A 25,090-nucleotide genomic window follows, 5' to 3' on the forward strand; every position below is an offset into this window, starting at 1 on the left:
ATAGTATTTATTCTGTACTAATTCTTGTACTATGATAAATATAATTTGGAAAGGAGTCTACTATAATTCATTAGAATACTTAAAGTATTATGCTGATTCTAAACAGAACATCATCCAATCAAAAATTATTGGATGCTTAGATGCACAGTTTTGGTATGTAGATTACATAGTTCAAACCAATGAAAATTGGCAGATAAATTCTTTTGAATTATCCATTGATCTAAACGGAGAAATATCAACCCTTACCGGAAAGGTAGAACAAGGTGTCTGGTCTATCAATAATGTCGAAAGAAAAGAATTTAAAAATTATAAATTCATTGATATTTCACTCAGCCCCTTTACAAACACACTTCCAATCAATCATTTAAAGATGGGCATCTCGGATTCATATGAAATACAAGTTATCTATATTAATATCCTTGAAGGGAAGGTCGAACCAAGGAAGCAAAAGTACAGCAGAAAAAGAAATAGAATTTACAGTTACCAAAATATCCCAAACACCTTTAGTGCTGATATTAAAGTAGACAAATTTGGATTCGTCATAAACTATCCGAAACTCTTTAAAAGAATAATCTAATAATAAAGGGCAGGAATTATTTCCCGCCCTTTATTATTAGATTAATTCAATCCTCTTTTCTTCATCAAGTGAATTGGATCAGGATCTGCGCCACGGAATTTACGATACATTTCCGCAGGATTTCCTGTACCACCTCTTTCCAGAATATTACTACGGAAAGAAGCAGCTGTATTTTGATCATACAGGCCTTTTTCTTTAAATGCAGCAAAAGCGTCTGAATCTAAAACTTCCGACCAGATATAGCTGTAATAGCCTGCTGAATAACCACCACTAAAGATATGTTGGAAATAAGAACTTCTATAACGTGGAATAATCGCATCGATCAAACCGATTTTATCCATAGCAGATTTCTCAAATTCATTAGCTTTTACCTGGATAGGAGCTGTCGCGCTATGGTAATTCATGTCTAACATAGAAGCTGCTAAATATTCAACAGTAGCAAATCCTTGGTCAAAAGTACCTGCCTTCTGCATTTTTTCGATTAATGCATCAGGGATTGCTTCTTTGGTTTGGAAATGCTTCGCATATGTTTTCAAAACTTCTGGATCAGAAGCCCAGTTCTCCATGATCTGAGAAGGAAGCTCAACGAAATCACGAGGAACGGAAGTACCTGCTAAGCTTCTATATTTTACATTTGAGAATAAACCGTGTAGAGCATGACCAAATTCATGGAACAATGTAGATGCTTCATCAAAGGTCAATAATGCTGGCTTGTCGCCTACCGGTTTAGTGAAGTTACAAACGATAGAGATTACCGGAGCAACACGCTTGCCATTCACTCTATCTTGGCTTCTGTATGAGGTCATCCATGCTCCTGAACGCTTTGATGCACGCGGGAAAAAGTCAGCGTATAACAAGCCTAAATGTGAACCATCTTTATCACGAACTTCATAAACTTCAACTTCCGGGTGATATACCGGAACATTATTCAATGCTACAAACGATATACCCCATAATTTATTTGCTGTTGCAAAAGCTCCTTCACGAACATCCGTTAAACTGAAATAAGGTTTGATTTCTTCCTCATTTAATGCGAAACGCTTTTGGCGGATTTTCTCTTGATAATAACGCCAGTCATATGGAGCTACCTTGAATGTATCTTTAGCTGCTTCAATTTCTTTTTGGATATCTGCCGCTTCAACTTTTGCTTTTGCTAATGCCGGTGTCCAGATTTTATTCAACAATGCATTAACATTTGCAGGATTCTCTGCCATTGACTCTTCAAGAACATATGCCGCATGTGAAGAATAACCTAATAATTTTGCTTTCGCTAAACGTAGGTTTGCAATCTTAATCAAGATTTCTTTTGTATCTGCAGTATTGTCATTATTTCCACGCAATTGATAGGCTTCCCAAATCTTTTTACGTAAATCGCGATTATCAGCATATTGCAAGAAAGGCATTACTGACGGGTTTTGTAATGTAAATACCCATTTTCCTTCTTTACCTCTGCTCTTAGCTTCTGCAGCAGCGGCCTCTTTTAATCCACTTGGTAAACCCGCAAGATCTTCTTCCTTATCAACAACCATCTCGAAGGCATTTGTCTCTGCCAATAAATTCTGCCCATATTGTGTGGATAGAACGGAAAGCTCAGAATTGATTTTCTTAAGCTTTTCCTTGTCGGCATCATTTAAATTCGCACCAGAACGGACAAAGCCCTTGTAAGTCTCTTCTAACAATTTTAAATCTTCAGCATCTAAACCAGCATTTGCTCTTTGGTCATAAACCGCTTTAACACGTTTAAATAACTCAGGGTTCAAATTGATCTCATCTCTATGCGCTGAAAAAACAGGTGCTAAATCCTTCGCTATAGCTTGAATAGTGTCATTCGTATTGGCACTGTTCAAGTTGGAGAACACCGTAGATACTCTAGACAATAATTGTCCTGCATTCTCTAAACCTAAAATTGTGTTAGCAAAGGTAGCGGGATCCTCGATTTTTAAAATTGAATCAATCTCCGCATCATGTACTCTTAATGCTTCTTTAAAAGCAGGTCTGAAGTGCTCGTCCTTGATCAGATCAAACGGCGGAACTTCAAAGTTAGTTTCGTACTTGGCTAATAATGGATTTTTCAAATCTACTGTTTCCTCTTTTTTAGTTTCGTTGTTACACCCTACTAACATGCTGGCAATCACCACGCAGTAAGGTAAAAACCCTTTTTTATTCATTCTTTTTTAGTTTGTTTCAATTTTTGTGCAAAGGTAGTAATTCTTTGCCTAACAATCGATTTCTTTGTGGCTTACAAACTACTAACATTTTCTAAAATTTTTACTTAATTAGCTGTAACAAAGTTGACGCGCTAACGTCTAATTACTAAAGCTTTATAACATGAAAGAATTCTTTTTCTGGTGTGCAGGGGTTCACAAGGATACTTTAGACCGGTTTCCTGAAGAACAGAATAAATATATTAGCATAGGCGCAACTATATTTTTTACGGGTTTATTTGCTTCCATTGCTGGTGGTTATGCCTTATATTTTGTTTTTAGCGGTAGTTCATTTGCACTGTTTTATGCTCTCCTCTTTGGAATTATATGGGGACTCGCCATCTTTAACTTGGACCGATATATTGTTTTGAGTATTGACAAAAGCCGAAGTGGCTGGATGCAACTCCTACAGGCTCTTCCCCGAATTTTATTGGCAATCCTGATTGGTTTGATTATTTCCAGACCTTTGGAACTCAAAATATTCGATAAGGAGATTAAAGAATATTTAAGAGCGGAATATTTGGTTCAGCAAAATGCCAAAATCGATACCTTAAATAAAACCTTTGAAAATAAATACCGTGTGGAATATGGGCAATTAAAAACTTTAACAGCTCATGCAGATTCTTTAGAATCATCTATCAAGACCTCAAGACAGCAGTTAAATCATGAAATCTTCGGCACAAAAACCCAGGAGACATCTGGAGTAATGGGTTATGGGCCTTATGCGAAAATGAAAGAAGCCGATTTAAACAAACAACAAGGTTATTTGGATAGTTTGAGAGCAAGGATTAATGGCAAAGAATCCGAGCTATTGCAACGAAAAACTTCTGAAGGTTTAATGAATCAAAGAATCTTATCTGACAAATCATTGGACAGTGCAATTAATGTGGCTGGATTTGCAGATCGAAATGCGGCCTTGAGCAATCTGCACAAGAAACCTGATGGTACAATCAATAAATCAACAGAATACGCTGTTATATTCATTGCTTTGCTATTCATTTTCTTTGAATGCCTTCCAGTATTTGTCAAATTAATGAGTGGAAGGGACGCCTATGACAATGCATTAAAAAATCAAAAAGAAGTACACAACTACGAATCAAACACAGGAGTTACTGTAGAAAAGACGGCAATAGATAAAATTGACGATTACAGAATCGATGCTTCCATCAAAAGGCGGATGGACAAACTTCAAAAAGAATTTGCGGACGAATAATTTGCCTCTGTAAAGAAATCTGTATACTTGCTCAAATTAATCTAGATTATATGAGCAAGCGATACATTCTTTCTGCGCTGGCAATTATTGCTGCATTCAATATGAGCCATGCACAGGAAAAACGTGGTAGAATTCGTGATTTTGGAATCCAAATAGGTATTCTCCCTACTGGAACAAATAACGCTATTACAGATGTTTCTGGTGTAACGGTCGGACAAAAAACCATCATACAAGGAGACTCTGTTCGCACCGGTGTAACCGCCATCATTCCCCACCAAGGTAATATGTTTCAACAGAAGGTGCCCGCTGCAGTATATGTTGGAAATGGCTTTGGAAAAATGATGGGTATTTCTCAAATCGAAGAACTCGGAAATATTGAAACCCCAATTTTGTTGACCAATACATTAAACGCCTCAAAAGTTGCTAATGGATTGATTGACTATATGCTGGCTCTTCCAGGAAATGAAAATGTTAGATCCGTTAACTCCGTAGTTGGCGAAACCAATGATGGTGGACTAAACGACATCCGGGGCAGACATGTTGAATCAAAGGATGTTTTAGAAGCATTAAAAAATGCAAAGCCAGGAAAAGTGGAAGAAGGCAATGTCGGTGCTGGAACAGGCACGGAATGCCTTGGCTATAAAGGTGGAATTGGAACCGCATCTCGAAAACTTCCAAAATCTAGAGGTGGATATACAGTAGGTGTCTTAGTGCAAACCAATTTTGGTGGAGTACTAAACATCAATGGTGCTCCGGTAGGCCGTGAATTGCATAACTTCTATATGCAGGAGCCTAAGGAAGCCCATAAAGTGGATGGGTCATGTATGATTATTATTGCTACGGATGCCCCATTATCTTCCCGAAACCTTGAAAGACTGGCAAAGAGATCTTATATCGCTTTTGGCAATGTTGGCTCCTTCTCATCGAATGGTAGCGGTGATTATTCCATCGCTTTCTCAACAAACCCAGCCAATTTTATTCCCCATGAATCCAAAAATATTGAACTACAAACTCAAGAAGTTGGAAACGACTATATGTCGCCCCTCTTTATGGCTGTTTGGGAAGCAACTGAAGAAGCAATATTAAACTCCATGTTTATGGCGGAAGATATGAAAGGCATAAATGGTCGTACCGTTAAGGCATTACCAATCCAAGAAACCTTGAAAATCATGAAAAAATATAATGCATTGGATTATGATAAATTACCTAAGGCTGTTAATAAATAATTCAACTTCGCTAATTATATTCGTTGTAATCAGTTTGCTCTCTTTAGGAAAGGTTTTTCCTCAAGATAAGACGCAGGGGTTTCAAGAAATTGTCAAAAAATTTGATATTCCCGCAATTCAATTAAACTATCTGAAAAATGGTAAAGAGCATTTTTACAACTATGGTGTCAAAAATGTGGATAGCAAGGATTCAATCGACCAAAATACGGTATTTCAAGCTGCATCCTTAACCAAAGTCATTGCAACCTATGCCTTTCTTAGGTTAATGGACAAAGGTTTGATAGAATTGGACAAACCTTTATGGGAATATTACCATTACCCACGCCTGACCAACAATCCGAATAAGGATAAGATCACTGCGAGAATGGTCCTAACCCATCGCACAGGCTTATTAAATTGGGAAGGTGATGTTGGTACAGCATCATGGAAAAAAACGCCTCTAACGTCTCAATTTGAGCCTGGAACTGATTACATGTATTCCGGTGAAGGATTTTATTTTCTCCAGGAAACAATGGAGCAAATAACCGGAAAGTCCTTCCAACAGTTAGTAGAAGAGGAAGTGCTTATTCCACTCGGGATGAAAAATTCAGCCATTGTCTGGAATGATGAATTGATTCACAATGCTGCATATGGACATTATGAAAACGGTAAGGCTAGAAAAATGGGTATGTACCGAAACAGTAATGCTGCATACACTTTATATACCACAGCAAAGGATTACAGTATTTTTCTGAACAGCTATGTAATCAATGGAACAGGACTTAAGAAAAAGACCCACAAATTCGCTTTATCCCGTTTATCTGAAGCAAAGAAAGCCTCTCATAAAAGTCCTGATGATCAGCATGTCCCCTGCGCATTAGGGATGCGTATGCAGATCAATGAATTAGGCACAGCTTATTGGCATACCGGCTCAAACCCCGGTTTTCGATGCTTCTTTTTAGCCTATCCAAAAACAAAGGAAATATTGGTTGCGTTCAGCAATTCAGATAACGGTTTTGTAACAATTCCTCATTTATTGGCGTTATTTTTGAATAATAATCAGACATTCTGGATGTATAAATGGCGCCAGGGTGAATTGGACTAATATAAGACATAATCATGATTGGAATTGTTGGAGGTGTCGGACCATTAGCAGGTGTCGACATCGTAAAAAAAATTATAGAAGAAACGAATGCAAGGCGCGATCAAGATCATCTACCTGTGCTTCTTTCTTCACAGGCGCATAGAATTGCCGATAGAACAGACTATCTCTTGGGAAAAGAACCCATCAACCCAGGAATAGCAATATCCGAAATAGCATTGGAATTAGAGAAAGCCGGTGCCACCGTACTCGGAATCCCTTGTAACACTGCCCATTCGCCTCGGATATTCGAGGTAATTCAAGAAGAATTGCTAAAAAACAACTCAAAAGTGAATGTTCTACACATGGTTGACGAGACGGCAAAGTTTATTCAAGCAAATTACCCAGATGCAACTGTCGGGGTACTTTCAACCAATGGAACTAGAAATACAGGATTATATAAACAGGTACTTGAAAAACATGGTTTAAAATGTATCGAACCTAATGATGCATTACAAAACAAAGTGCATGCGGCAATTTATGATGAAGGTTATGGTATAAAAGCTTTCTCCTCTCCTGTAACAAATAGGGCACATGATGAATTACTTGCTGCTATTCAGGAACTAAAATCAAAATCTGCACAAGTCATTATCTTAGGTTGTACGGAATTACCTTTGGCACTACGAGAAAAATCTTACTATGGTCTCCCGGTCATTGACCCTAACCGGATATTGGCAAGAGCTCTAATTGAGGCCATTAACCCGTCAAAACTTATTCCTGTAGCAGAATAAGCCGTTTTATCGTTTAAGAATTAAACACAAAATTGAAAAACATGAAATTAAATGCAGTACCAACCCTTATCGTTTTAATGTTGGGATTATTCTTAAGCCCTAACGCAAGCAATGCCCAAGCAACTTACTTAAAAGTAAATACAGACATCTTTCCTAAACCTAAAGAGGGTTTCAAGAAAATGGTAATCGAAGTTCCATTATCTCAGAATGATGACCAGAAAAAAATAGAATTCTCTGTAGGAAAAATGATGGAAGTGGATGGCTGTAATCATTATGGGTTGAATGGATCATTGGCTACAAAAGACTTGGAAGGTTGGGGATACCAATACTTTGAATTCGAAACGGATGGTCAGGTTATTTCCACACAAATGGGCTGTCCAGATGCCCCTAAAAGACATCTTTTCGTCTCTGCCCAACCAAACACAGTTAGATATAATGGCAAAATGCCGATTGTAATCTATGTCCCTGAAGAATATGATGTTCAATACAAAATATTTACAGCTGGCGACGACATCTACCAAGCATTAGAAGCTAAACCCAGCAAACAATAATTCAGCATATTGAAAGAAGCTTAAAAACCCAGACATGAATATGACCTGGGTTTTTATTTTATTGATTAAATTTAGGCTTCACAATTCCTCTATGGCATTTACAACAGTTTCAGAAATTGATAAAATTTATTCCGCACAGCTAAAAAACAAAGCTGAAATCAAGCATAGCACCGCAGAAAAAAGAATTTCTTGGTTAAAAAAGCTTCTTTCAAGTATTATTGCCGAAGAGAAAGCTATTGAAAAGGCGCTCTATCTAGATTTTCATAAATCCGGTATTGAAACCGCAATTACTGAAATCCTTGCTGTCCAGGTTGAATTAAAGCATATCATCAAGAATTTACGAGGATGGATGAAAGACAAATCGGTCCGCCGATCTTTAATGATGCCTAACGTTAATGCCTATTTACATTACGAGCCGAAGGGAAATGCTTTAATTATCACCCCTTGGAACTACCCATTCCAACTACCCATCGTTCATTTAGCATCCTGTATCGCTGCTGGAAATACAGCAATTGTGAAACTCTCTGAGTTCTCTCCCAATACCAATAAGCTGGTTAAGAATATTATATCAAATCTATTTTCAGAAGATCATATTGCCGTTGTGGAGGGTGCAGTGGAAGAAACAACACACCTATTAGACTTGAGATTTGACCACATCCATTTTACCGGATCGCCAAAAGTCGGAAAAATAGTAATGGAGGCCGCCAGTAAAAACCTAACGGATATTACTTTGGAGCTTGGGGGTAAATCTCCTGCCATCATTGATAAAAATGTGAACCTTAAAAAGGTCGTTAAAAACTTAATCTGGGCTAAATTCGTCAATGCTGGACAAACTTGCATCGCTCCAGACTATATATTGGCGCATAGACATCAGAAACATCAAATCGAAGAGCTATTTCGCAAAGAATTAGTTGAAGCATTCGGAAATGATGCATTCAACTCACCTGATTATGCCAGAATCATTAATGAAAAACAATTCCAAAGACTTCAAGACAATTTGAATGATGCGAAAAATTTAGGCGCAGTAATAATTAGTGGCGGAAATTCAGATTCTAAAACAAACTATATAGAGCCAACCGTCATTACTAACGTGGCATCAACCAATCCCTTAATGACGGATGAGATTTTTGGACCAATCTTACCGATCGTTTATTATTCACAAATTCAAGAAGCTATTGATTTTGTCAATCAAAAGGAAAAACCATTGGCCCTATATGTCTTTAGTAAAGATGACAACTTTAACAAACATATTATTCGATATACTAGTGCTGGATCTACCTGTATAAACGATGCCATGATCCAAATCATGCATCCAAACCTACCATTCAGTGGAGTAAATAATTCTGGAATAGGTCAATCAACTGGTCGATATGGTTTTATTTCTTTTTCTCATGAAAGAGCCGTAGCAAATGTGAAAATAACTCCAATATCATCAATGTTTTGGTTTCCATATACAGAAAAAACCAATAAGATGCTCCAATGGATTAGAAAGATCGTCTAACCGAAGATCTTATTCCATAAACTCTTTTTAATCCCAACATAAAAGTCGCCGTCTTCTTTCTTTAGCGGATAGATACGGATAAAATTATGCTGAGGTTCATCACCTTTGCCGCTTTCGATATTGAATTTATGTCTATGGAAAGGACAGACCAGCTTGCCTTCCTCGCACCATCCATTCGTTAGGTCGGCTCCCGCATGCGGACAGCGGCTTGAAGTTACCGACAAGACATCGCCTTCCTTTATTAGACACAGCTTCTTTCCCGCAATATGCAAGGCCTTTACATAATTGCGACTTTCATCTATCTTCACCGGAACTTTATGCCATACGAGTTCATCATCTTCAAAATGCTCCATCTCCATATATCGTTATTTTTAGGCAATTTAAACATTAGAAAATAAAAAAAGAGGCTATCCATTGGCTAGCCTCTTATATCTTAGTTTATTTAATTCTTAAACGAATCTCTTAGCGTTTACTTTACGCTCGTTTTCTGTTAGATAAATCTTACGCAAACGAATACTTTGTGGTGTAACCTCAATGTACTCATCAGCTTGGATGTATTCCATACATTCTTCTAAAGAGAATTTAATTGCCGGTGCAATACGAGTATTATCATCAGAACCTGATGCACGCATGTTGGTCAATTGTTTTCCTTTAGTCACGTTGATCGTTAAGTCATTGTCACGGATGTGCTCTCCTAGAACCTGTCCTTCATAGATATCCACTCCTGGATCAACGAAGAAACGACCACGGTCTTGTAACTTGTCAATTGAATATGCTGTAGTAGATCCTGTATCCAAAGAAATCAATACTCCTGCCATACGGCCAGGGATTGTACCTTTCCAAGGCTCGTATCCTTTCAAACGATGAGCCATTACAGCTTCACCAGCTGTAGCAGTCAATACGTTGTTACGTAATCCGATGATACCACGTGATGGAATAGAGAATTCCAAGTGCTGCATTTCACCTTTTGACTCCATAATCAATAACTCACCTTTACGCTGAGTTACTAACTCGATTACTTTTCCAGAAACCTCTGCAGGAACATCAACTACCAATTCTTCAATCGGCTCGCTTTTTACTCCGTTGATTTCTTTAACGATTACTTGTGGTTGACCCACTTGTAATTCGTATCCCTCGCGACGCATCGTCTCGATCAATACGGATAAGTGAAGAATACCACGACCATATACCAACCATGCATCCGGTGATTCCGTAGGAACAACACGTAATGCTAAGTTCTTTTCTAATTCTTTTTGAAGACGGTCATAAATGTGACGTGAAGTCACGAATTTACCCTCTTTACCAAAGAATGGCGAGTTATTGATCGTGAACAACATGTTCATTGTTGGCTCATCGATGTGCATAACTTCCAATTGCTCTGGATTTTCAAAATCAGCGATTGTATCACCAATTTCAAAACCGTCAATACCTACTACCGCAACGATATCTCCTGCTTGTACTTCCGTTACTTTAACACGACCTAATCCTTCAAATAATTGAAGATCTTTAACACGTGATTTAACAATCTTGCCATCACGTTTTACTAAAGATACAGGTTGGTTTTCACGGATAGTTCCTCTTACAACACGACCAATTGCAATACGACCTACGAAAGTAGAATAGTCTAATGAAGTTACCTGCATCTGTAATGTACCTTCTGATACTTTTGGTGCAGGAATATGGCTGATGATTGCATCTAATAATTCAGTGAAGTCAGTCGTTGGTTTAGTCCAATCAGTTGACATCCATCCTTGTTTTGATGAACCGTATAATACAGGGAAATCTAATTGATCTTCTGTTGCGCCTAAGTTGAAGAATAAATCGAATACATTCTCGTAAACTTCTTCTGGACGACAGTTTTCTTTATCCACTTTGTTTACAACAACAATAGGCTTAATGCCTAATGCTAAAGCTTTACCTGTAACAAATCTCGTTTGAGGCATTGGGCCTTCAAATGCATCTACTAAAAGAACAACACCATCCGCCATCTTCAATACTCGCTCAACCTCACCACCGAAATCGGCGTGACCTGGGGTATCAATAATGTTAATTTTTGTGTCTTTATATTTTACAGATACGTTCTTTGATACGATTGTAATACCACGCTCACGTTCCAAGTCATTGTTATCCAAGATTAACTCTCCTGAATTCTCGTTGTCCCTGAATTGGTTGGTGTAATGTAAGATCTTGTCAACTAGGGTAGTTTTACCGTGGTCAACGTGCGCGATAATCGCTATGTTTCTGATATTCTGCATTGAGCAATAATGTGTTATAAAAAATAAGAGGTGCAAAGATATATATTTTGCACCTCATTTTTAACATATTACTGTTAATATTTTATTAGATTCTTATTTATTTATGATTAATTCTCAATTACTTGTCGAAAAAACCGCATTTAAATACCATTAAAGTTTATTAAGTTGGCATATTATATAGAAACTCCTTCTATTTAATCACCCCCAACTCTTTCCCAACTTTAGTAAATGCTGCTATAGCTTTATCTAAATGTGCTCTTTCATGTCCCGCAGATATCTGTACACGGATGCGCGCCAAATCCTTAGGAACAACTGGATAATAGAAACCGATAACGTAAATGCCCTCATCTAACATTTTGGATGCAAACTCCTGCGCTAGTTTTGCGTCGTAAAGCATGACCGGAACAATTGGATGGAATCCTGGTTTGATATCGAAACCTGCTTCCGTCATTTTTTCACGGAAATATTTTGTGTTCTCTTCTAACTTATCTCGCAACTCAGTTGTTTCGCTCAACATATCCAATACGGCTACTGAAGCGCCTGCAATAGCTGGTGCCAAAGTATTTGAAAATAGATATGGACGTGAACGCTGGCGTAACATGTCAATAATCTCTTTACGTCCTGAAGTAAAACCTCCAGATGCTCCTCCAAGAGCTTTTCCTAAGGTCCCTGTAATAATATCTACACGATCCATGACATTAAATAATTCATGTGTCCCACGTCCTGTTTTCCCGATAAATCCTGAACAGTGCGATTCATCAATCATAACCAATGCTTCGTATTTATCCGCTAGGTCACAGATCTTATCCAATGGAGCTACTGAACCATCCATGGAAAATGCACCATCGGTAACAATGATTTTATGTCTGGCGCCAGATGCGGCTTGCAACTGTGCCTCTAAATCTTCCATATTAGCATTCTTATAACGGAAACGCTGTGCCTTACACAAACGAACTCCATCAATAATGGATGCATGATTCAACTCATCGGAAATGATCGCATCTTCAGCTCCTAATAAGGGCTCAAAAACTCCACCATTCGCGTCAAACGCAGCCGCATATAAAATGGTGTCCTCTGTACCTAAAAACTTAGAGATCTTTGCCTCCAACTCTTTATGAACATCTTGTGTACCACAGATAAAACGAACCGAGGACATACCATATCCATGGCTATCGATCGCTGCTTTTGCAGCCGCAACTACTTTTGGATGTGATGATAAACCCAAATAATTGTTCGCACAAAAATTAATTACTTCCTGTCCAGTACTAATCTTAATGTCTGCGCCCTGTGGAGTAACAATTATACGTTCTTCTTTATATAATCCTGCATCTTTTATCTCTGCAAGTTCCTTTTCAAGGGCTGGTTTTAGAGTCTTATACATAGTATTTCAATTTATCCGCATAAAGATAACCTTTTTTTGCATCACCTATTTACGAAAACGTTTGCCCAAATTTTATTAAATACTCATTTACAGATTTCTAAAATGAACCCATAAAAAAAGGGCTTCTAAAGCCCTTTCTAATTTTTTCATTATTTAATCCGTTTCCATGTTTCTGTTCGGCCAATCAGGCTGATCCCCATATACCCGCGAATGTCCAGCTGATCATTCCCTTTTAATGTCATCTTACAGCTATAGGTCTTTCCCGATTTGGGATCGTAAATCTCTCCCCCCTCATAGGTCTTACTATTCTTGCTAAAGTTGGTCAAAATCTCAGTCCCCTGAATGTTCCTGGAACGCAGTTTTGGATCCGGATTCTTAGCATCTTTCTTCGCCGAATCCTTTATCCAGTACAGTTTACCATAAAATTTGTTGTTCTTCTTGTAGATTTCAATGCGGCCCTCTCCACTTGGATTTTCCCATTTCCCTAAAATGGGATCACTTTCTTGCGCAAATAATGCAATAGAAAATATAAGAGCACAGAATGTTGCAACTATTTGTCTCATAACCTTTATGTTTAAAATTGTAGGTTGAATATACATATATTTTTCTATGTTAGCATAATAATATTTTTGTTACCCCTATAATTCTACCTATTTAATCAACTTTATGGCATTAATTTTGAACAATTATTATCTACACAAATTATTAAAGTTATGAGGTTCATTATTAGTCTCTTAGTTACAGGTTTAGTAGTTGCAATCGCATCATGGATCATCCCAGGGGTAACTGTTGCAGGATTTGGATGGGCTATCCTAACCGGATTGGTTATTGGATTCGTGAATGCTATTGTAGGAGGAATTCTACGATTATTTACTTTCCCATTAAATTGGTTAACCTTCGGTTTGGTATCATTTATCATTACTGTTTTGATGATTATGTTATCCGATAAGATTATGGGTTCAAAATTTGATGTCGCTGGTTTTTGGCCAGCAGTATTCTTCGCAATCATCGTTGCAATTATCGAAATGATTATCGGAAGAATGGGAACTGATAAAAAATAATAAATCCCAAAAAACCACTATTTTAAAACACAAAGGAAAGCCCTCACATATTGCGAGGGCTTTCTTGTTTTATTCAATAAAAAATGGACTCAACCATGACAGTCAAGCCCATCCGTATAAAGAGAGAGATTTTAATTCTATTTTTTTGTTTTCTTCATCTTATTAATCCAGATCATAACACCGGTAACTGGTAATGAGGTGGCAATTAAACAGGAAATAAAGTAAAGCAATTTTGTAAACGGACCATAAATATCACCTATATGTAAGGCCTTAATGGATGCAGATGCTCTTTCATTGAATGGTTTTTCTCTAAAGATATCTTTCTCCAATGCTTCTCCACTATATTGATCCAAGGTCAATTTATCTCCTGCTGATGGAGCAAAAAATCCAACCCTGTTTTTACTCACCGCAACAGTTCCTGTACTGTCTTTTGCAAACGTTATGGTTACATCTCCATCATATGGAAGAATCTTATTGACTGCCAATATCGTTTCTTCAATATTCAACGGTTTTTTCCCATCTGCAGGTATTGTAGAAAGAACCGGTACTTTCTCTTCCTTAGGGGCATCTGGAGATTTATAGGTTCCCCATGTTTTTTGCCATCCCGCGCGATACCATTCAAAAGACCAAAACGGACCCGTAACGGACATCAGAAACAAAAGGATGCAGCTATAGAAACCTAAAGTGTTATGTAAATCATGGTTTAATCGCTTCCAATTTGCAGTCCAACGGATGTTCAAACCGTTTTTCCATGACCTCATCTTATTCGGAAACCAAATAATAAATCCCGTTATCACCCCAAAAAGGAATAATAAGGTCGCTGTTCCTGTTATCCAAGAACCAAGTTTTCTATTTTCAACGCCTTCAATTAAGGGTTCTTCAATTTCATTCAATAATAACCAACGATGTAAACCAAACATTTTCTGCATAAATTCTGCAGTCTTGGTTTTTACCTCTGCCGGATCCCCAATAACCTGACCGCTATAGGGATTCACTGCTAATTGGTTGGATCGTGGTCCACGTCCAGCCCCTGGCCCACCTGGTCCAGCTCCTTGTGCCCCCTTTTTCTCAGGATTCTTTAGTTCTGCTGAAGGGTTTTTCTCTAAAGATTGATCTGATTTAGCTTTTTTATCTTCTCCTGTACTAGGATTCGGTATTTCTGACTTCCTTTCGCCCTGAACCTGCTCCACTTGAGCTGATGCTTCTTTGTTTTCAGATTTGCCGCCTTCAGCACGTCTCCCATTCCCTTCTCCTGATCCCCTTCCTTCTCCTTCTTTTCCCTCTTTTGCCTCTTTTTCCTTCTTATTGTACATGAATAATGTTGTTGCATTTTCAGCATACGGAACTTTTACTCCTACAATCTGCCCTTTTACTTCGGGCTTTACCATGGCTAAGAGTTCATCATTATTCTTCTTTTCTCCATCAACCTTAACCTTGTTAAACTCAGGCATCGCCCAAGCACGGAGTTCCGTATTGTAGGTATAGATTGTTCCTGTAAAACAAACTATAAATACAACAATGCCTGAAATCAACCCGCCCCATAAATGGATATCGTTAAAAAACTTTCTAACCTTCATCCATGTTGTTGACTTTTGTACTCGCTTACTCATTTTTCTCTTTATACTATTTGAAATCAAAAATCAGGTGAGCATATGATGCCCACCTGATAACAATAATTATTTGAGGTATTAATAAACTCCGATATATTGATTACCTGTTTTATTCTTAAGTTTTGCCCCTACAGACATATCCCCTGTTTTTCTATTGAAAACATAGATATTTCCATCTTTTCCTATAGGTGCAACAGCAATAAATACATCGTCTCCTTCAAGTGTAATATTTTGGATCTGACGGAATTTCAACTCCGCTTCATTTGGAATGCTGTACTTCTTAGCCGTATTGTTGTTTAAATCAATTCTGGCAATATAACCGCCATTTCCTCCAACATTGTAAACGACATAACCTATTCCGTCGCCCACATATTTCCATGTTTCGATGTACGAATCTTTAACTCCTAACGCTTGGTCTAAGCTGAATGCATAAGATGCATCATATTCATTGGTATTGGAGTTAATTCTTAAGATTTTTGAACCTCCGGTACCTTTTGCTTCGCCAGATGTTGCTTGGTAAACATGTCCATCTGTTCCAACATACTGTAATGTACTGCGGTATCCATTGGTATTTCCTCTTGTTTTATTGGATGTTAAAATTTTAGGATTCGCTAAGGATGGATAATCTAATACCAAAGTTTTTGCCCAGCTTTTTTCACCCTTACTGTCGGAATCCCATGTAGGCTTGCCATCAGTACCCAATGTAAATGAATTTGTAAGATGTTTGGAAACTGCTGCTCCAATAAAGACTTTATCACCTGCTTTATTAATTACTGGCACATCAATACGACTTACATAGTACCCTGCTGCAATCTCTTCTGCTGTTAATTTCAGATCAAAACTTGTAGTCTTGGTAATTTTCGGATTGTTCAAATCCAATGTAATGACGTCAGTTTTTGCAGTTCTTTCTTGGTACACAAAATTTGGGGCTGTGCCTGTATAGACCGCATCTTTTGCCGTTGCCCTTACCGCAACTCCAACTCCTTCTGCAGCTTTTAGCCAACGCGGTGATGCACTTACATAGGTTGCTGTTTCAACCTCAGGCCCTTCAGGAATTAAGTTCTTTCCGCCGCGAACTCTGTATTTGTTGAAAATACCCCCATCATCTCCTGTATACTGAATATTGTAAAGATATTTCCCATCTTGAGATGCTTGAAGACGCGCCGTTCTTGAAGATTTTACGTGCTGTCCTTTGTCAAATACATTAATCTCATAAGCAGGATTTTTTGCCTCCTCAGGTTTCAAACTGAATACCATCGTACCAGCATTACCATCTCCTGGCTCTGTATCCATTAATGCTCCTGAAACAGTGATCCAACGAATATTGTCCTCATTATCTATTTCTGAACCACTTTCTTTCGTACAGCTTGTAAAGCTGATCGTAGAAACAACAGCTCCTAGTAAGGCTAATTTGAGTAGGTTTGCTTTCATTATTTTATTTTTAAAAGAGTAATTATATATTGTTTATTGAGTAATTCAACTTCAAATAGAAACCGCGACCTGGCTTTTGAACACCAAAATTGTCGTAGATCTCCGCATTAAAAATGTTCTTCACATCCAACGCTAGAATAAACTTCTTGCTAGGAAATACATAGCTCATCCCCAGGTTTTGTGCATATTGTGCTGGTGTTACAAACCAATCTGAATCTGGCCAAACTGTACTGAATGGAGCCACATATCCTATATTGTAGAACAAATTCAACTGGGATGCCTTCTGGATCATATTATCCAGACGATAGTGAATATTCCCATTCATGGTATAGAAGGGTTCATTGGGAATCTGCTTGTTATAATAAGTCATCTTCTGACCTGATGCCGGATCAAACTCCTGTTTGAACAAGGAATTGAACTTCGAGAAATTGAACATTACCGTTAAGTTATCCTTATGGGCATAGGTTAACTCCCCCTCAAAGCCTAATGATTGTGATAAACCTAAATTGATATATTGGGTTAATTCGATCTCTTGATTGTTGATCAATTCATTAGCCCTTGGCATAATTCGATCCTTGGTATTTCTCCAGAATACATTGGTACCTAGTGAAACCTTATGATCATTAAACTGATAAGTGCCCAACCTAAATCCTGCATTGTAGTTATCACTTATTTCCGGAGAGATGCCCGGGTTTGCCAACACATTTTCTTCAGGACTTCCAAAGGTTTCCATATCCACAGGCATACGAACCGCACGTTCTGCAGATGCCAATAGTATTAATCGATTGAAAACCTTAAACGAGGCCGCCAATCCGTACCCGGAATTAGTTCTGCTATCCTGACTCTCATTCTTTACAATCTTAGTCTCACCGTTCTCTACAACCCCTGTATAACTTGTACTACCAATAGATTGCTGATAGAGCTTGTAGAACAAATTCGTGGTCAGTCGATTTCCAAAGGTCTGTGCTTCATAGTTAAAAGAAACTACGTTTTTTGCCAAATCATTGGAACTATTTATGCCAGCATTGCCGTCCTTGATCAATAGGTTCTTATCTTTTCGGTCTACCGTATAGAAAACATGATTGACCGAAAGTCTATGTCCTGAAAATATATCGTAGCTTAGGTTCGTACGGATATTAGTGACTTGACGGTCTATATCCGTCATGGCAGGCTTTCCCTGCTGTGCTCCATCTGGTCGACGGATAGGATTACCATTGAGGTCATGGCGAATCTGCCCATCCCAATTATAGGCCCAAGGCACTGTATCCAATATAGCGGTGTTTCGAAAACTGTGAACCGCATTCGTAGATAAATTTAATCCTGGAATAAAAAGATCCTTCTTGTTGTAGGTAAGGCTGAGCACATTAGCAGATGCGTCGGAAGTTCTTCCCATATAGGGTGTGCCCATGGTTTGTCCGTGCTGAATTTCTTTGTGAGAATCAGAAATATTATACCCTAAGAAAAATGCATCGGCCCATTTGACATCCGTGAAACCAAATTCAAATCTTCCAGATAATGCCCTGTAACCATCAAAAAACCTCTTAGTCCGGTAATTGCGCTGAACAACACCATTGGGTTCTATATATTTTGAAAATTTGCCCCAAATTTCGTAATCGTTATCTGAATTTAAATAGCTGCCAGATACCCGAGTGGTAAAACCATTTTTTGGGTTCCTATACAATCCACTAACATCCGCTTGAGTGGTATTGAATGACCCGTAGGAAAGGGAAGCGGAAAGATTGTTTGTTGAAGTACCCTTCTTAAGTACAATATTAATCGCACCTCCTAATAAATCTCCAGTTAAATGCGCCGGAAGAACTCCTTTGTAGACTTCAATCCGTTCAATCATCGCTGGCGGAATATTGTTCAAATTGAATGATGAACCATAGGTCGAGATTTCGATTCCATCGATAAAGATCCCTACCGAACGGCCGGTCATCCCATTTAAATTATATTGAACTTCCGAACCCAATCCTCCACTCTGTCTAACCCGCACACCGACAGTACGGTCCAATAACTCATTTGTCTGTATATTACGTGTAGATGCTTCTTTTGTCTCTATAACATTGACTGCAAAGCCTTTGGTCTCTATCTCTCTTTTAACTGAATTTCCTTGTACCCGAACCTCATCCAAACTAATATCTCCTCTTGGGTCAATGTGGATATGCAAATCATAGCTTGGCTTATTAACCTCAATAGGAAGTTTTTTGGATTTGATCTCTACCGAAGTAACCAAGATGGTTTGCTTTCCATAAGGAACTCCCTCTAATCTATATAAACCCTGTTCATTGGAAACTGATACAATCGTTGATCCTTCAATACGTACGGTAGCATTGGCAACCGCTGTTCCGTCCAGTAAATGTACCTTACCCGTTATGGTTGAAGTCTGCGCCAATACAACACTGCACAGCAAGAAAAATAAATTGGTAAGGTAAAAATGTTTCATTATTAAAGATTAATATACTAACTTCGACTTTCTTTAGAACAAGTCTAAATAAATACTGCTGCAAATGTAGAATTATTCTAAATAACAAAATGACGCAATCGGAAAAAAAAGCTATACAATCGGAAAATTTAACCGATGACAATATGGGTTTATCTCCTAATATGCTCGAATTAGGTACGTTGATGTACTTTACTGTGCTCAAAGGGAGACAACGCTTTAACTTTATTTCTCCGATTGAAGGTTATCTTAACTTATTAGTCCTCGAGGATTCTGCTAACTGCAATCTCCAAATTCAACAGAATAATTACCTCTTACATTCCGGCGAAAACATCCTTATCCATATGAATAAAGGCGATCATTTCGACCTTAAAAGCATATGTTCTGACAATAGGATCCTGTTGATCCTTATTCCAAGTGATAAATTCGTCGCATTCCATGAAAAGTATCGTGCGGATCAAGAAAGATTCCTGCATGGACTGTTGACAAAGGCGGATGGAAGGATTTCCCTAGCTTTACAGCAAATATTTGAACTCTATGAAGGTGATTCCTTCATCAATCAATTGAAAATCCAATCTCATTTATTGGAAGTAATCATACATCAGGTGGAAAGCCTTTACGTAGAAAACGAAAACAAGGAGATCATTTCCAATAAAAACCATTTTGAAAAGATTCAGCTGGTTAAAAAAATGATTGATGAGGATCTATCGAAAAACCACAGCATTTCTGAGCTTGCAAAGGCTGTCGGTACCAACGAACAGTACCTTAAGAAACATTTTAAACAGTATTATGGCAAAACGGTAATGAACTATATTACCGAAATGAAAATGGAGCACGCGAAAAAGCTTATTTTAATTGGAAATCACCGCATATCCGATGTAGCTAGATTAACGGGTTATAAACATCCTACTCATTTTACAACCGCTTTTAAAAAGTATTTCGGCATTATTCCGAATTCTTTAAGATATACTTTTCTGATCGCTCACGAAGGTGTACAGGCAATACCTGAAATTCTTAGCTCAATCACCTTATTTTAGCATTATTTCAGCTAGCCTTTTCCACAGCCCAATCTTTCTTGCCCAATAAAAAAGCCGTACCAAAATAAAATTCGATACGGCATTATTATACAATTGATTACTAATACACTTAAAATTTATAGCTCAGCGTTCCTGTAAAGCTCCTTGGAGGTATTGGGTTTACGCTGTAATTCTCATGAACATAATAATTGAAAGCATTTCCAATATTACTTACCTTCCCCAAAATACTCCAGTTTCTGTAAGAATAACCAGCGGAGAAATCAAATGTCGTAAATGGATCTACTGCTATCAAACGATCAACACCTTCCTTTTCATTCACCTTGGTATTATTCCATCCCGCATTACGCTTTCCAGTATAGAATGTAGAAAACCCTAACTTAAGACCCTTTAAATTTCCATGCTGTAAGGTGTAGAAAACGGTTCCATTGGCTGAATGTGCTGTAGTTCCTACCAATCGAACTCCCTCCACATTTCCATTTTCATTCGTCTCCAGATAACGCATAAAGTTATAGCTATAACCAGCAATAATATTCAGCCCATCTGTAATTCTTCCGGTTACATCTAGCTCTACGCCATCTGAAGCCGTCTTTCCTGTAAATTCTTTCATGTTCGAATCCTTTACTTTTCCGTCAGCATCAATAATGGTCTGCGCAAACTTATTGTTCTGGATTCTGTACCATGTTAAATTTGCTGTTAATCGGCCCTGAAAGAAATCATTTTTAACACCCGCCTCATACTGGTCGATCAAAGACGGACCCATGGGTTGGTAATTGACATCATAACCCGCATTGGAAGTAAAGTTATTTGCATAGCTTACATAGAGGCTCATCGTTGGGATCGGTTGATAGATCAAAGCTAATTTTGGAGACCAGGCCTTATCAACTTTGCTTCCCATATCGACTCCATCTTTTCCTTTATTTGGCGTAATGCTCGTTTCCCCTTTTGCATAGTCATAGACCGAAGCATTATTCGTCTTTTGATAGGTATATCTAATTCCTGCCAATACCTTGAATTGGTCTGTTAATGAGATTAAATCCTGAACAAATCCTCCATAGCGATAAATATCTGTTGTTGTCCTAGTTTTCAAATCCGCATTTGGAATATCCGTACGCATCCCAGACTGATAAGGATTAAATACATTGATCACATCATAGGCGGTTGTTACAGAATCCGGTAGGGATGCAATTCCATAAATATTGAATGCATAGTTCTTCGTGTTGGACTGATCGGCATCTGCTCCTACCAAGATTTGGTGCTTGATGGTACCTGTCATAACCGTACCTCTCAAATTCAATTGCTGATTGAAAGATAGTTCATCTGATTCTGTTCGGTTCAATGCTCTAGGAGCTAGTCCATCGGCCTTCGCTTGAATACGTTCCGAACCATAATAGTCTCTTCCATATTGTTGGTAGCTCGCAATGGCTTGTAAATCCCAATTTGATGAAAATTTATGCTCAAAGTTAATCTGACCATTTGAAGAATTTGTCTTATTATAAGCCCATGGTGTATTTATGAAGGTATTTCTACCGACTTCTTTATTAATCTTTCCATCAACCGATCCAATCCCAAAGTCTGGTGTATAGTCTGATTTTAAATAATCAAACATAAAATTCAAACTTGATTTTTCTGAAATTTGGTATAAAAGGGAAGGGTTTATATAAACTCGCTTACTTTCGACATAATCTCTATAGCTTTCTGCATATTCTCCTGTTCCCACTACGCGAAAAGCGAGTTTTTTGGAAAGAGGACCGTACACATCTACGATCGGCTTATATTGATTGTAACTTCCAACCCGCATAGAGACTTCGCCTCCATATTCAAACTTGGGCTTCTTCGTCACCAAATTGACAACAGCACCTCCAGTTACGCCTCCGTATAGTATCGCCGCACTTCCTTTTAGGATTTCTACAGATTCTAAGGTACTCGCTTCAATGGATCCTCCATTATTCGTCCTTGCACCATTCTTAAAGATGTTGTTCGCACCAAGGCTATATCCACGGGCATAAAAATTCTCGTTAACACCTCCTCGATTTGCTCCCATTGCAATACCATTCGCATTCTTTAATGCATCACTAAGTCTGTTGACTTGCTGATCTTTGATGACTTGGGCATTTATAATCTGTACGGCCTGTGGTAAATCGCGATCCAATATCCCAGCTTTCCCAATGTTCAGGACTTTATCATTTAAAGAATTATAGCCGGTTACTTCTACTTCCTCAATATGTTGGTTGCTGTGTCTAACGACGATGGTACCTAATAGGGTCTGGTCTTCTTTTGGATTTACCAAGATCGTTTCTCGTTGATAACCAACTCCGGTAACCTCAACATTAAAGGATCCGGGAAATGGAACGTACAGTTCAAAGTGCCCGCCACTGTCTGTCATGGTCACCTTATCTTTAACCTTAACAGTTAATCCCGATATGGATTCATTATTATTGCTGCTGACTTGGCCTTTTATCGTTGTCTGTGCATTTGCGGCTGTATAGAATGATGTCGTCCCAAGAAGTACGAATAGGTGTGATAATTTCATTTCTTTTTATTTGTACTAATTCTAAATAGTGTTGCAAAAGTAAGCCCTAGACCACAACCAAAAAATAAACAATCAGACAAAAACATTCATAATCCGAAATTTTTGACATAAAAAAGCCCCACCGTGATCGGTGGGGCTTCCAATATGCTAATTCATATTAGTCAAATTTCCAACGTACGAAAGCCTCAATTGCTTCGTAATTTGCTAGACCAAGTTGGTGGTATAAGCCTGCTGTTTCGCTCGTCCTATCCTCCGCACGTACCCAGAATTCTCTTGGATCATCCCCAGGAAATACAGGTAAGTCCTTTTGTGATTGGTGTTTAAAGATTGCCAAACGCTTGCGCTTAACCTCCTGCGGCGAAAGTGGAACTGCCATTTCAATATCATGAATTGGATATTCATGCCATGCACCACGATATAACCATAACCAACAATCTTTCGTCCACTCGTCAGTTTCTCTTAGACGTAATAATGCCTCAAGAATAATATCGAAACATACTTTATGCGTACCATGTGGATCCGCAAAGTCACCCGCTGCAAAAACTTGCTGTGGTTTTACCTGACGCAATAATTCCATCGTCTGTTGAATATCATCCTCAAAATCAATTTCTTTTGAGAATTTTCCACGATCGTAGAACGGAAGGTCCATGAAATGTATGTTCTGATCAGGCAAGCCTACAAAACGTGCACCTGCAATCGCTTCGCCTTTACGTATTAATCCTTTAATGGTACGGATGATTTCAGGATCAACCTGATTAGGTTTTTTAATCTTAAAGAACTCACGCGCCTCATCATAGATCTTGCGGGTTACCCCATTATCATCTTCAACTGCTACTGCAAAATCCTGAACAAACTCTAAATAACGCAATACATCGTCATCCCATACAGCCGTATTACCCGAAGTTTGATACGCTACATGTACATTATGTCCCTGATCAGCCAAACGGATAAACGTACCTCCCATGGAAATCACGTCATCATCCGGATGTGGTGAGAATAAGATAACATTTTTATGAGCCGGTTCAGCTCTTTCTGGACGGCTTGAATCATCAACCCCAGGCTTTCCTCCTGGCCATCCCGTAATAGTACGTTGAAGCTCGTTGAAAATACGGATGTTGATGCTATAAGCGGTACCTTGCTCCGTAATCAACTGAGCCATACCGTTATTGTTATAATCATCATCAGTCAATTTCAGGATAGCCTTATCTAAGTGTCTAGATAACCATACTACCGCTTTCTTAACTAATTTATCTGTCCAGATCACGTCATGTGCCAACCATGGTAGGTTAAAACGTGTCAATGCAGAAGCTGCATCTTGATCCAGAACAAACTCAACATGGTCAGACATCTGTAAGTAGGTCGCCGGGATATCCGAAGAAATCTCACCTTCCACTGCTTTCTTAACGATCTCTGCTTTCTTCTCATTCCATGCCATCAATACAATTTCCTTAGCCTTGAAAATTGTACCTACACCCATTGTAATCGCTTTTGTTGGTACGTTTTCCTTACCCCCGAAATCGCGTGAAGCGTCTCTACGTGTAAGGTCATCTAAGGTTACCAAGCGAGTACCTGAGTTTGGCGCAGAACCAGGTTCATTGAAACCGATGTGTCCTGTACGACCGATACCCAAAATCTGGATATCTAACCCTCCATAATTGGAGATCTTTTGTTCATATGCTTCACAAAAAGCTTGAACATCTTCTGGTGCTAATGTACCATCAGGGATGTTGATGTTTTCCTTTGGAATATCAACAAGGTTGAACAATTGCTTGTTCATAAAAGCTACATAGCTTTGCTCTGCCGTTGGAAGCATCGGATAATACTCATCCAAGTTGAACGTTACAACATTGTTGAAACTCAACCCTTCTTCCTTGTGCAATCTAACAAGTTCTTTGTAGACTTTTATTGGCGTTGCACCGGTGGCTAAACCTAGAACAGCCTTTTCCCCTTTTGCTTGCTTATCTTTAATGATAGCAGCGATGCGCTCAGCAACTTTTACAGAAGCTTCGTCTTGAGAGGGATATACCGTAACCGGAACTTTCTCAAAGCGGGTTTCCTCTAATAAATTTAATCTTGCCATTTAAATTGAAAAATACCTTAGTGAGCCTCAAATTTAACAATTTATAAGGCTATAAGTATATAAAATACAAATCTTTTTGATTTTGTGGATAATTCCTTAGAAAATCATACCGCATACAATATTTTTAACCATTAATTAC

General features: G+C 38.3%; 19 protein-coding genes. 9 read left to right on the plus strand and 10 right to left on the minus strand.

Annotation, left to right across the window (positions count from 1 at the left end; all coding sequences use genetic code 11):
* Positions 1-31: 31 nt before the first annotated feature.
* A complete protein-coding gene (locus E0Y80_RS11715) occupies positions 32-577 on the plus strand; it encodes a putative glycolipid-binding domain-containing protein (RefSeq protein ID WP_156307861.1) in 546 nt (181 codons plus the stop codon).
* 41 nt (positions 578-618) lie between these two features.
* Here the strand turns inward: E0Y80_RS11715 and E0Y80_RS11720 are convergent, their stop codons facing one another.
* A complete protein-coding gene (locus E0Y80_RS11720; RefSeq protein ID WP_156307862.1) occupies positions 619-2,745 on the minus strand; it encodes a M3 family metallopeptidase in 2,127 nt (708 codons plus the stop codon).
* A 160-nt stretch (positions 2,746-2,905) separates the two neighbouring features.
* On the opposite strand from E0Y80_RS11720, the gene E0Y80_RS11725 reads away from it, so the two are divergent.
* From E0Y80_RS11725 to E0Y80_RS11750, 6 genes are all read left to right on the plus strand, one after another.
* The gene (locus E0Y80_RS11725; protein WP_156307863.1) at positions 2,906-3,994 is read left to right on the plus strand and encodes a DUF4407 domain-containing protein; all 1,089 of its coding nucleotides are present in this window, start codon (positions 2,906-2,908) and stop codon (positions 3,992-3,994) included.
* 50 nt (positions 3,995-4,044) lie between these two features.
* Entirely contained in the window at positions 4,045-5,220 is a 1,176-nt protein-coding gene (locus E0Y80_RS11730; RefSeq protein ID WP_156307864.1) for a DmpA family aminopeptidase, read from the plus strand.
* Positions 5,189-6,304 (plus strand): serine hydrolase domain-containing protein, encoded by a 1,116-nt coding sequence (locus E0Y80_RS11735; protein ID WP_197091571.1) that lies wholly within the window; start codon positions 5,189-5,191, stop codon positions 6,302-6,304. Before E0Y80_RS11730 ends, E0Y80_RS11735 begins: the two co-directional genes overlap by 32 nt.
* 14 nt (positions 6,305-6,318) lie before the next feature.
* Positions 6,319-7,071, plus strand: a complete 753-nt coding sequence (locus E0Y80_RS11740) for a cysteate racemase (protein ID WP_156307866.1) — start codon at positions 6,319-6,321, stop codon at positions 7,069-7,071.
* 41 nt (positions 7,072-7,112) lie between these two features.
* Positions 7,113-7,622, plus strand: coding sequence for an ecotin family protein (locus tag E0Y80_RS11745; protein WP_197091572.1), 510 nt, complete (start codon positions 7,113-7,115; stop codon positions 7,620-7,622).
* A gap of 91 nt (positions 7,623-7,713) precedes the next feature.
* Positions 7,714-9,123 carry an aldehyde dehydrogenase family protein gene (locus tag E0Y80_RS11750; RefSeq protein WP_156307867.1) on the plus strand — a complete coding sequence of 470 codons (1,410 nt, stop codon included), beginning with the start codon at positions 7,714-7,716 and terminating at the stop codon, positions 9,121-9,123.
* Here E0Y80_RS11750 and E0Y80_RS11755 read toward each other — a convergent pair.
* The 4 genes from E0Y80_RS11755 to E0Y80_RS11770 form a co-directional block, all read right to left on the minus strand.
* A complete protein-coding gene (locus E0Y80_RS11755) occupies positions 9,120-9,431 on the minus strand; it encodes a Rieske (2Fe-2S) protein (RefSeq protein ID WP_197091573.1) in 312 nt (103 codons plus the stop codon). The genes E0Y80_RS11750 and E0Y80_RS11755 overlap by 4 nt on opposite strands.
* Positions 9,432-9,572: 141 nt before the next feature.
* On the minus strand, positions 9,573-11,378 hold the full coding sequence (typA, locus tag E0Y80_RS11760; RefSeq protein ID WP_156307869.1) for a translational GTPase TypA: 1,806 nt from the start codon (positions 11,376-11,378) through the stop codon (positions 9,573-9,575).
* 190 nt (positions 11,379-11,568) lie between these two features.
* The gene (kbl, locus tag E0Y80_RS11765) at positions 11,569-12,759 is read right to left on the minus strand and encodes a glycine C-acetyltransferase (RefSeq protein WP_156307870.1); all 1,191 of its coding nucleotides are present in this window, start codon (positions 12,757-12,759) and stop codon (positions 11,569-11,571) included.
* Positions 12,760-12,908: 149 nt separating this feature from the next.
* Positions 12,909-13,322 carry a DUF2147 domain-containing protein gene (locus tag E0Y80_RS11770; protein WP_156307871.1) on the minus strand — a complete coding sequence of 138 codons (414 nt, stop codon included), beginning with the start codon at positions 13,320-13,322 and terminating at the stop codon, positions 12,909-12,911.
* A 150-nt stretch (positions 13,323-13,472) separates the two neighbouring features.
* Between E0Y80_RS11770 and E0Y80_RS11775 the strand changes: the two genes are divergently transcribed.
* A complete protein-coding gene (locus tag E0Y80_RS11775; protein WP_156307872.1) occupies positions 13,473-13,820 on the plus strand; it encodes a phage holin family protein in 348 nt (115 codons plus the stop codon).
* Between the two features lie 137 nt (positions 13,821-13,957).
* Here the strand turns inward: E0Y80_RS11775 and E0Y80_RS11780 are convergent, their stop codons facing one another.
* The 3 genes from E0Y80_RS11780 to E0Y80_RS11790 form a co-directional block, all read right to left on the minus strand.
* Positions 13,958-15,430 (minus strand): PepSY-associated TM helix domain-containing protein, encoded by a 1,473-nt coding sequence (locus E0Y80_RS11780; protein ID WP_156307873.1) that lies wholly within the window; start codon positions 15,428-15,430, stop codon positions 13,958-13,960.
* Between the two features lie 78 nt (positions 15,431-15,508).
* Positions 15,509-16,861, minus strand: a complete 1,353-nt coding sequence (locus E0Y80_RS11785; RefSeq protein WP_156307874.1) for a hypothetical protein — start codon at positions 16,859-16,861, stop codon at positions 15,509-15,511.
* A 22-nt stretch (positions 16,862-16,883) separates the two neighbouring features.
* Positions 16,884-19,307 carry a TonB-dependent receptor gene (locus tag E0Y80_RS11790; protein WP_156307875.1) on the minus strand — a complete coding sequence of 808 codons (2,424 nt, stop codon included), beginning with the start codon at positions 19,305-19,307 and terminating at the stop codon, positions 16,884-16,886.
* An 89-nt stretch (positions 19,308-19,396) separates the two neighbouring features.
* Here E0Y80_RS11790 and E0Y80_RS11795 point away from each other — a divergent pair, with 89 nt between their 5' ends.
* On the plus strand, positions 19,397-20,341 hold the full coding sequence (locus tag E0Y80_RS11795) for a helix-turn-helix transcriptional regulator (RefSeq protein ID WP_156307876.1): 945 nt from the start codon (positions 19,397-19,399) through the stop codon (positions 20,339-20,341).
* Positions 20,342-20,450: 109 nt separating this feature from the next.
* On the opposite strand, the gene E0Y80_RS11800 is transcribed toward E0Y80_RS11795, so the two are convergent.
* Complete coding sequence (locus tag E0Y80_RS11800; protein ID WP_156307877.1) at positions 20,451-22,871, minus strand: TonB-dependent siderophore receptor; 2,421 nt, start codon at positions 22,869-22,871, stop codon at positions 20,451-20,453.
* 157 nt (positions 22,872-23,028) lie between these two features.
* Positions 23,029-24,951 (minus strand): glucosamine-6-phosphate deaminase, encoded by a 1,923-nt coding sequence (gene nagB / locus E0Y80_RS11805; RefSeq protein WP_156307878.1) that lies wholly within the window; start codon positions 24,949-24,951, stop codon positions 23,029-23,031.
* Positions 24,952-25,090 lie beyond the last annotated feature (139 nt).

The sequence above is a fragment of the Sphingobacterium endophyticum genome (genome assembly GCF_009733535.1).
In the GTDB taxonomy this organism is placed as follows: Bacteria; Bacteroidota; Bacteroidia; order Sphingobacteriales; family Sphingobacteriaceae; genus Sphingobacterium; species Sphingobacterium endophyticum.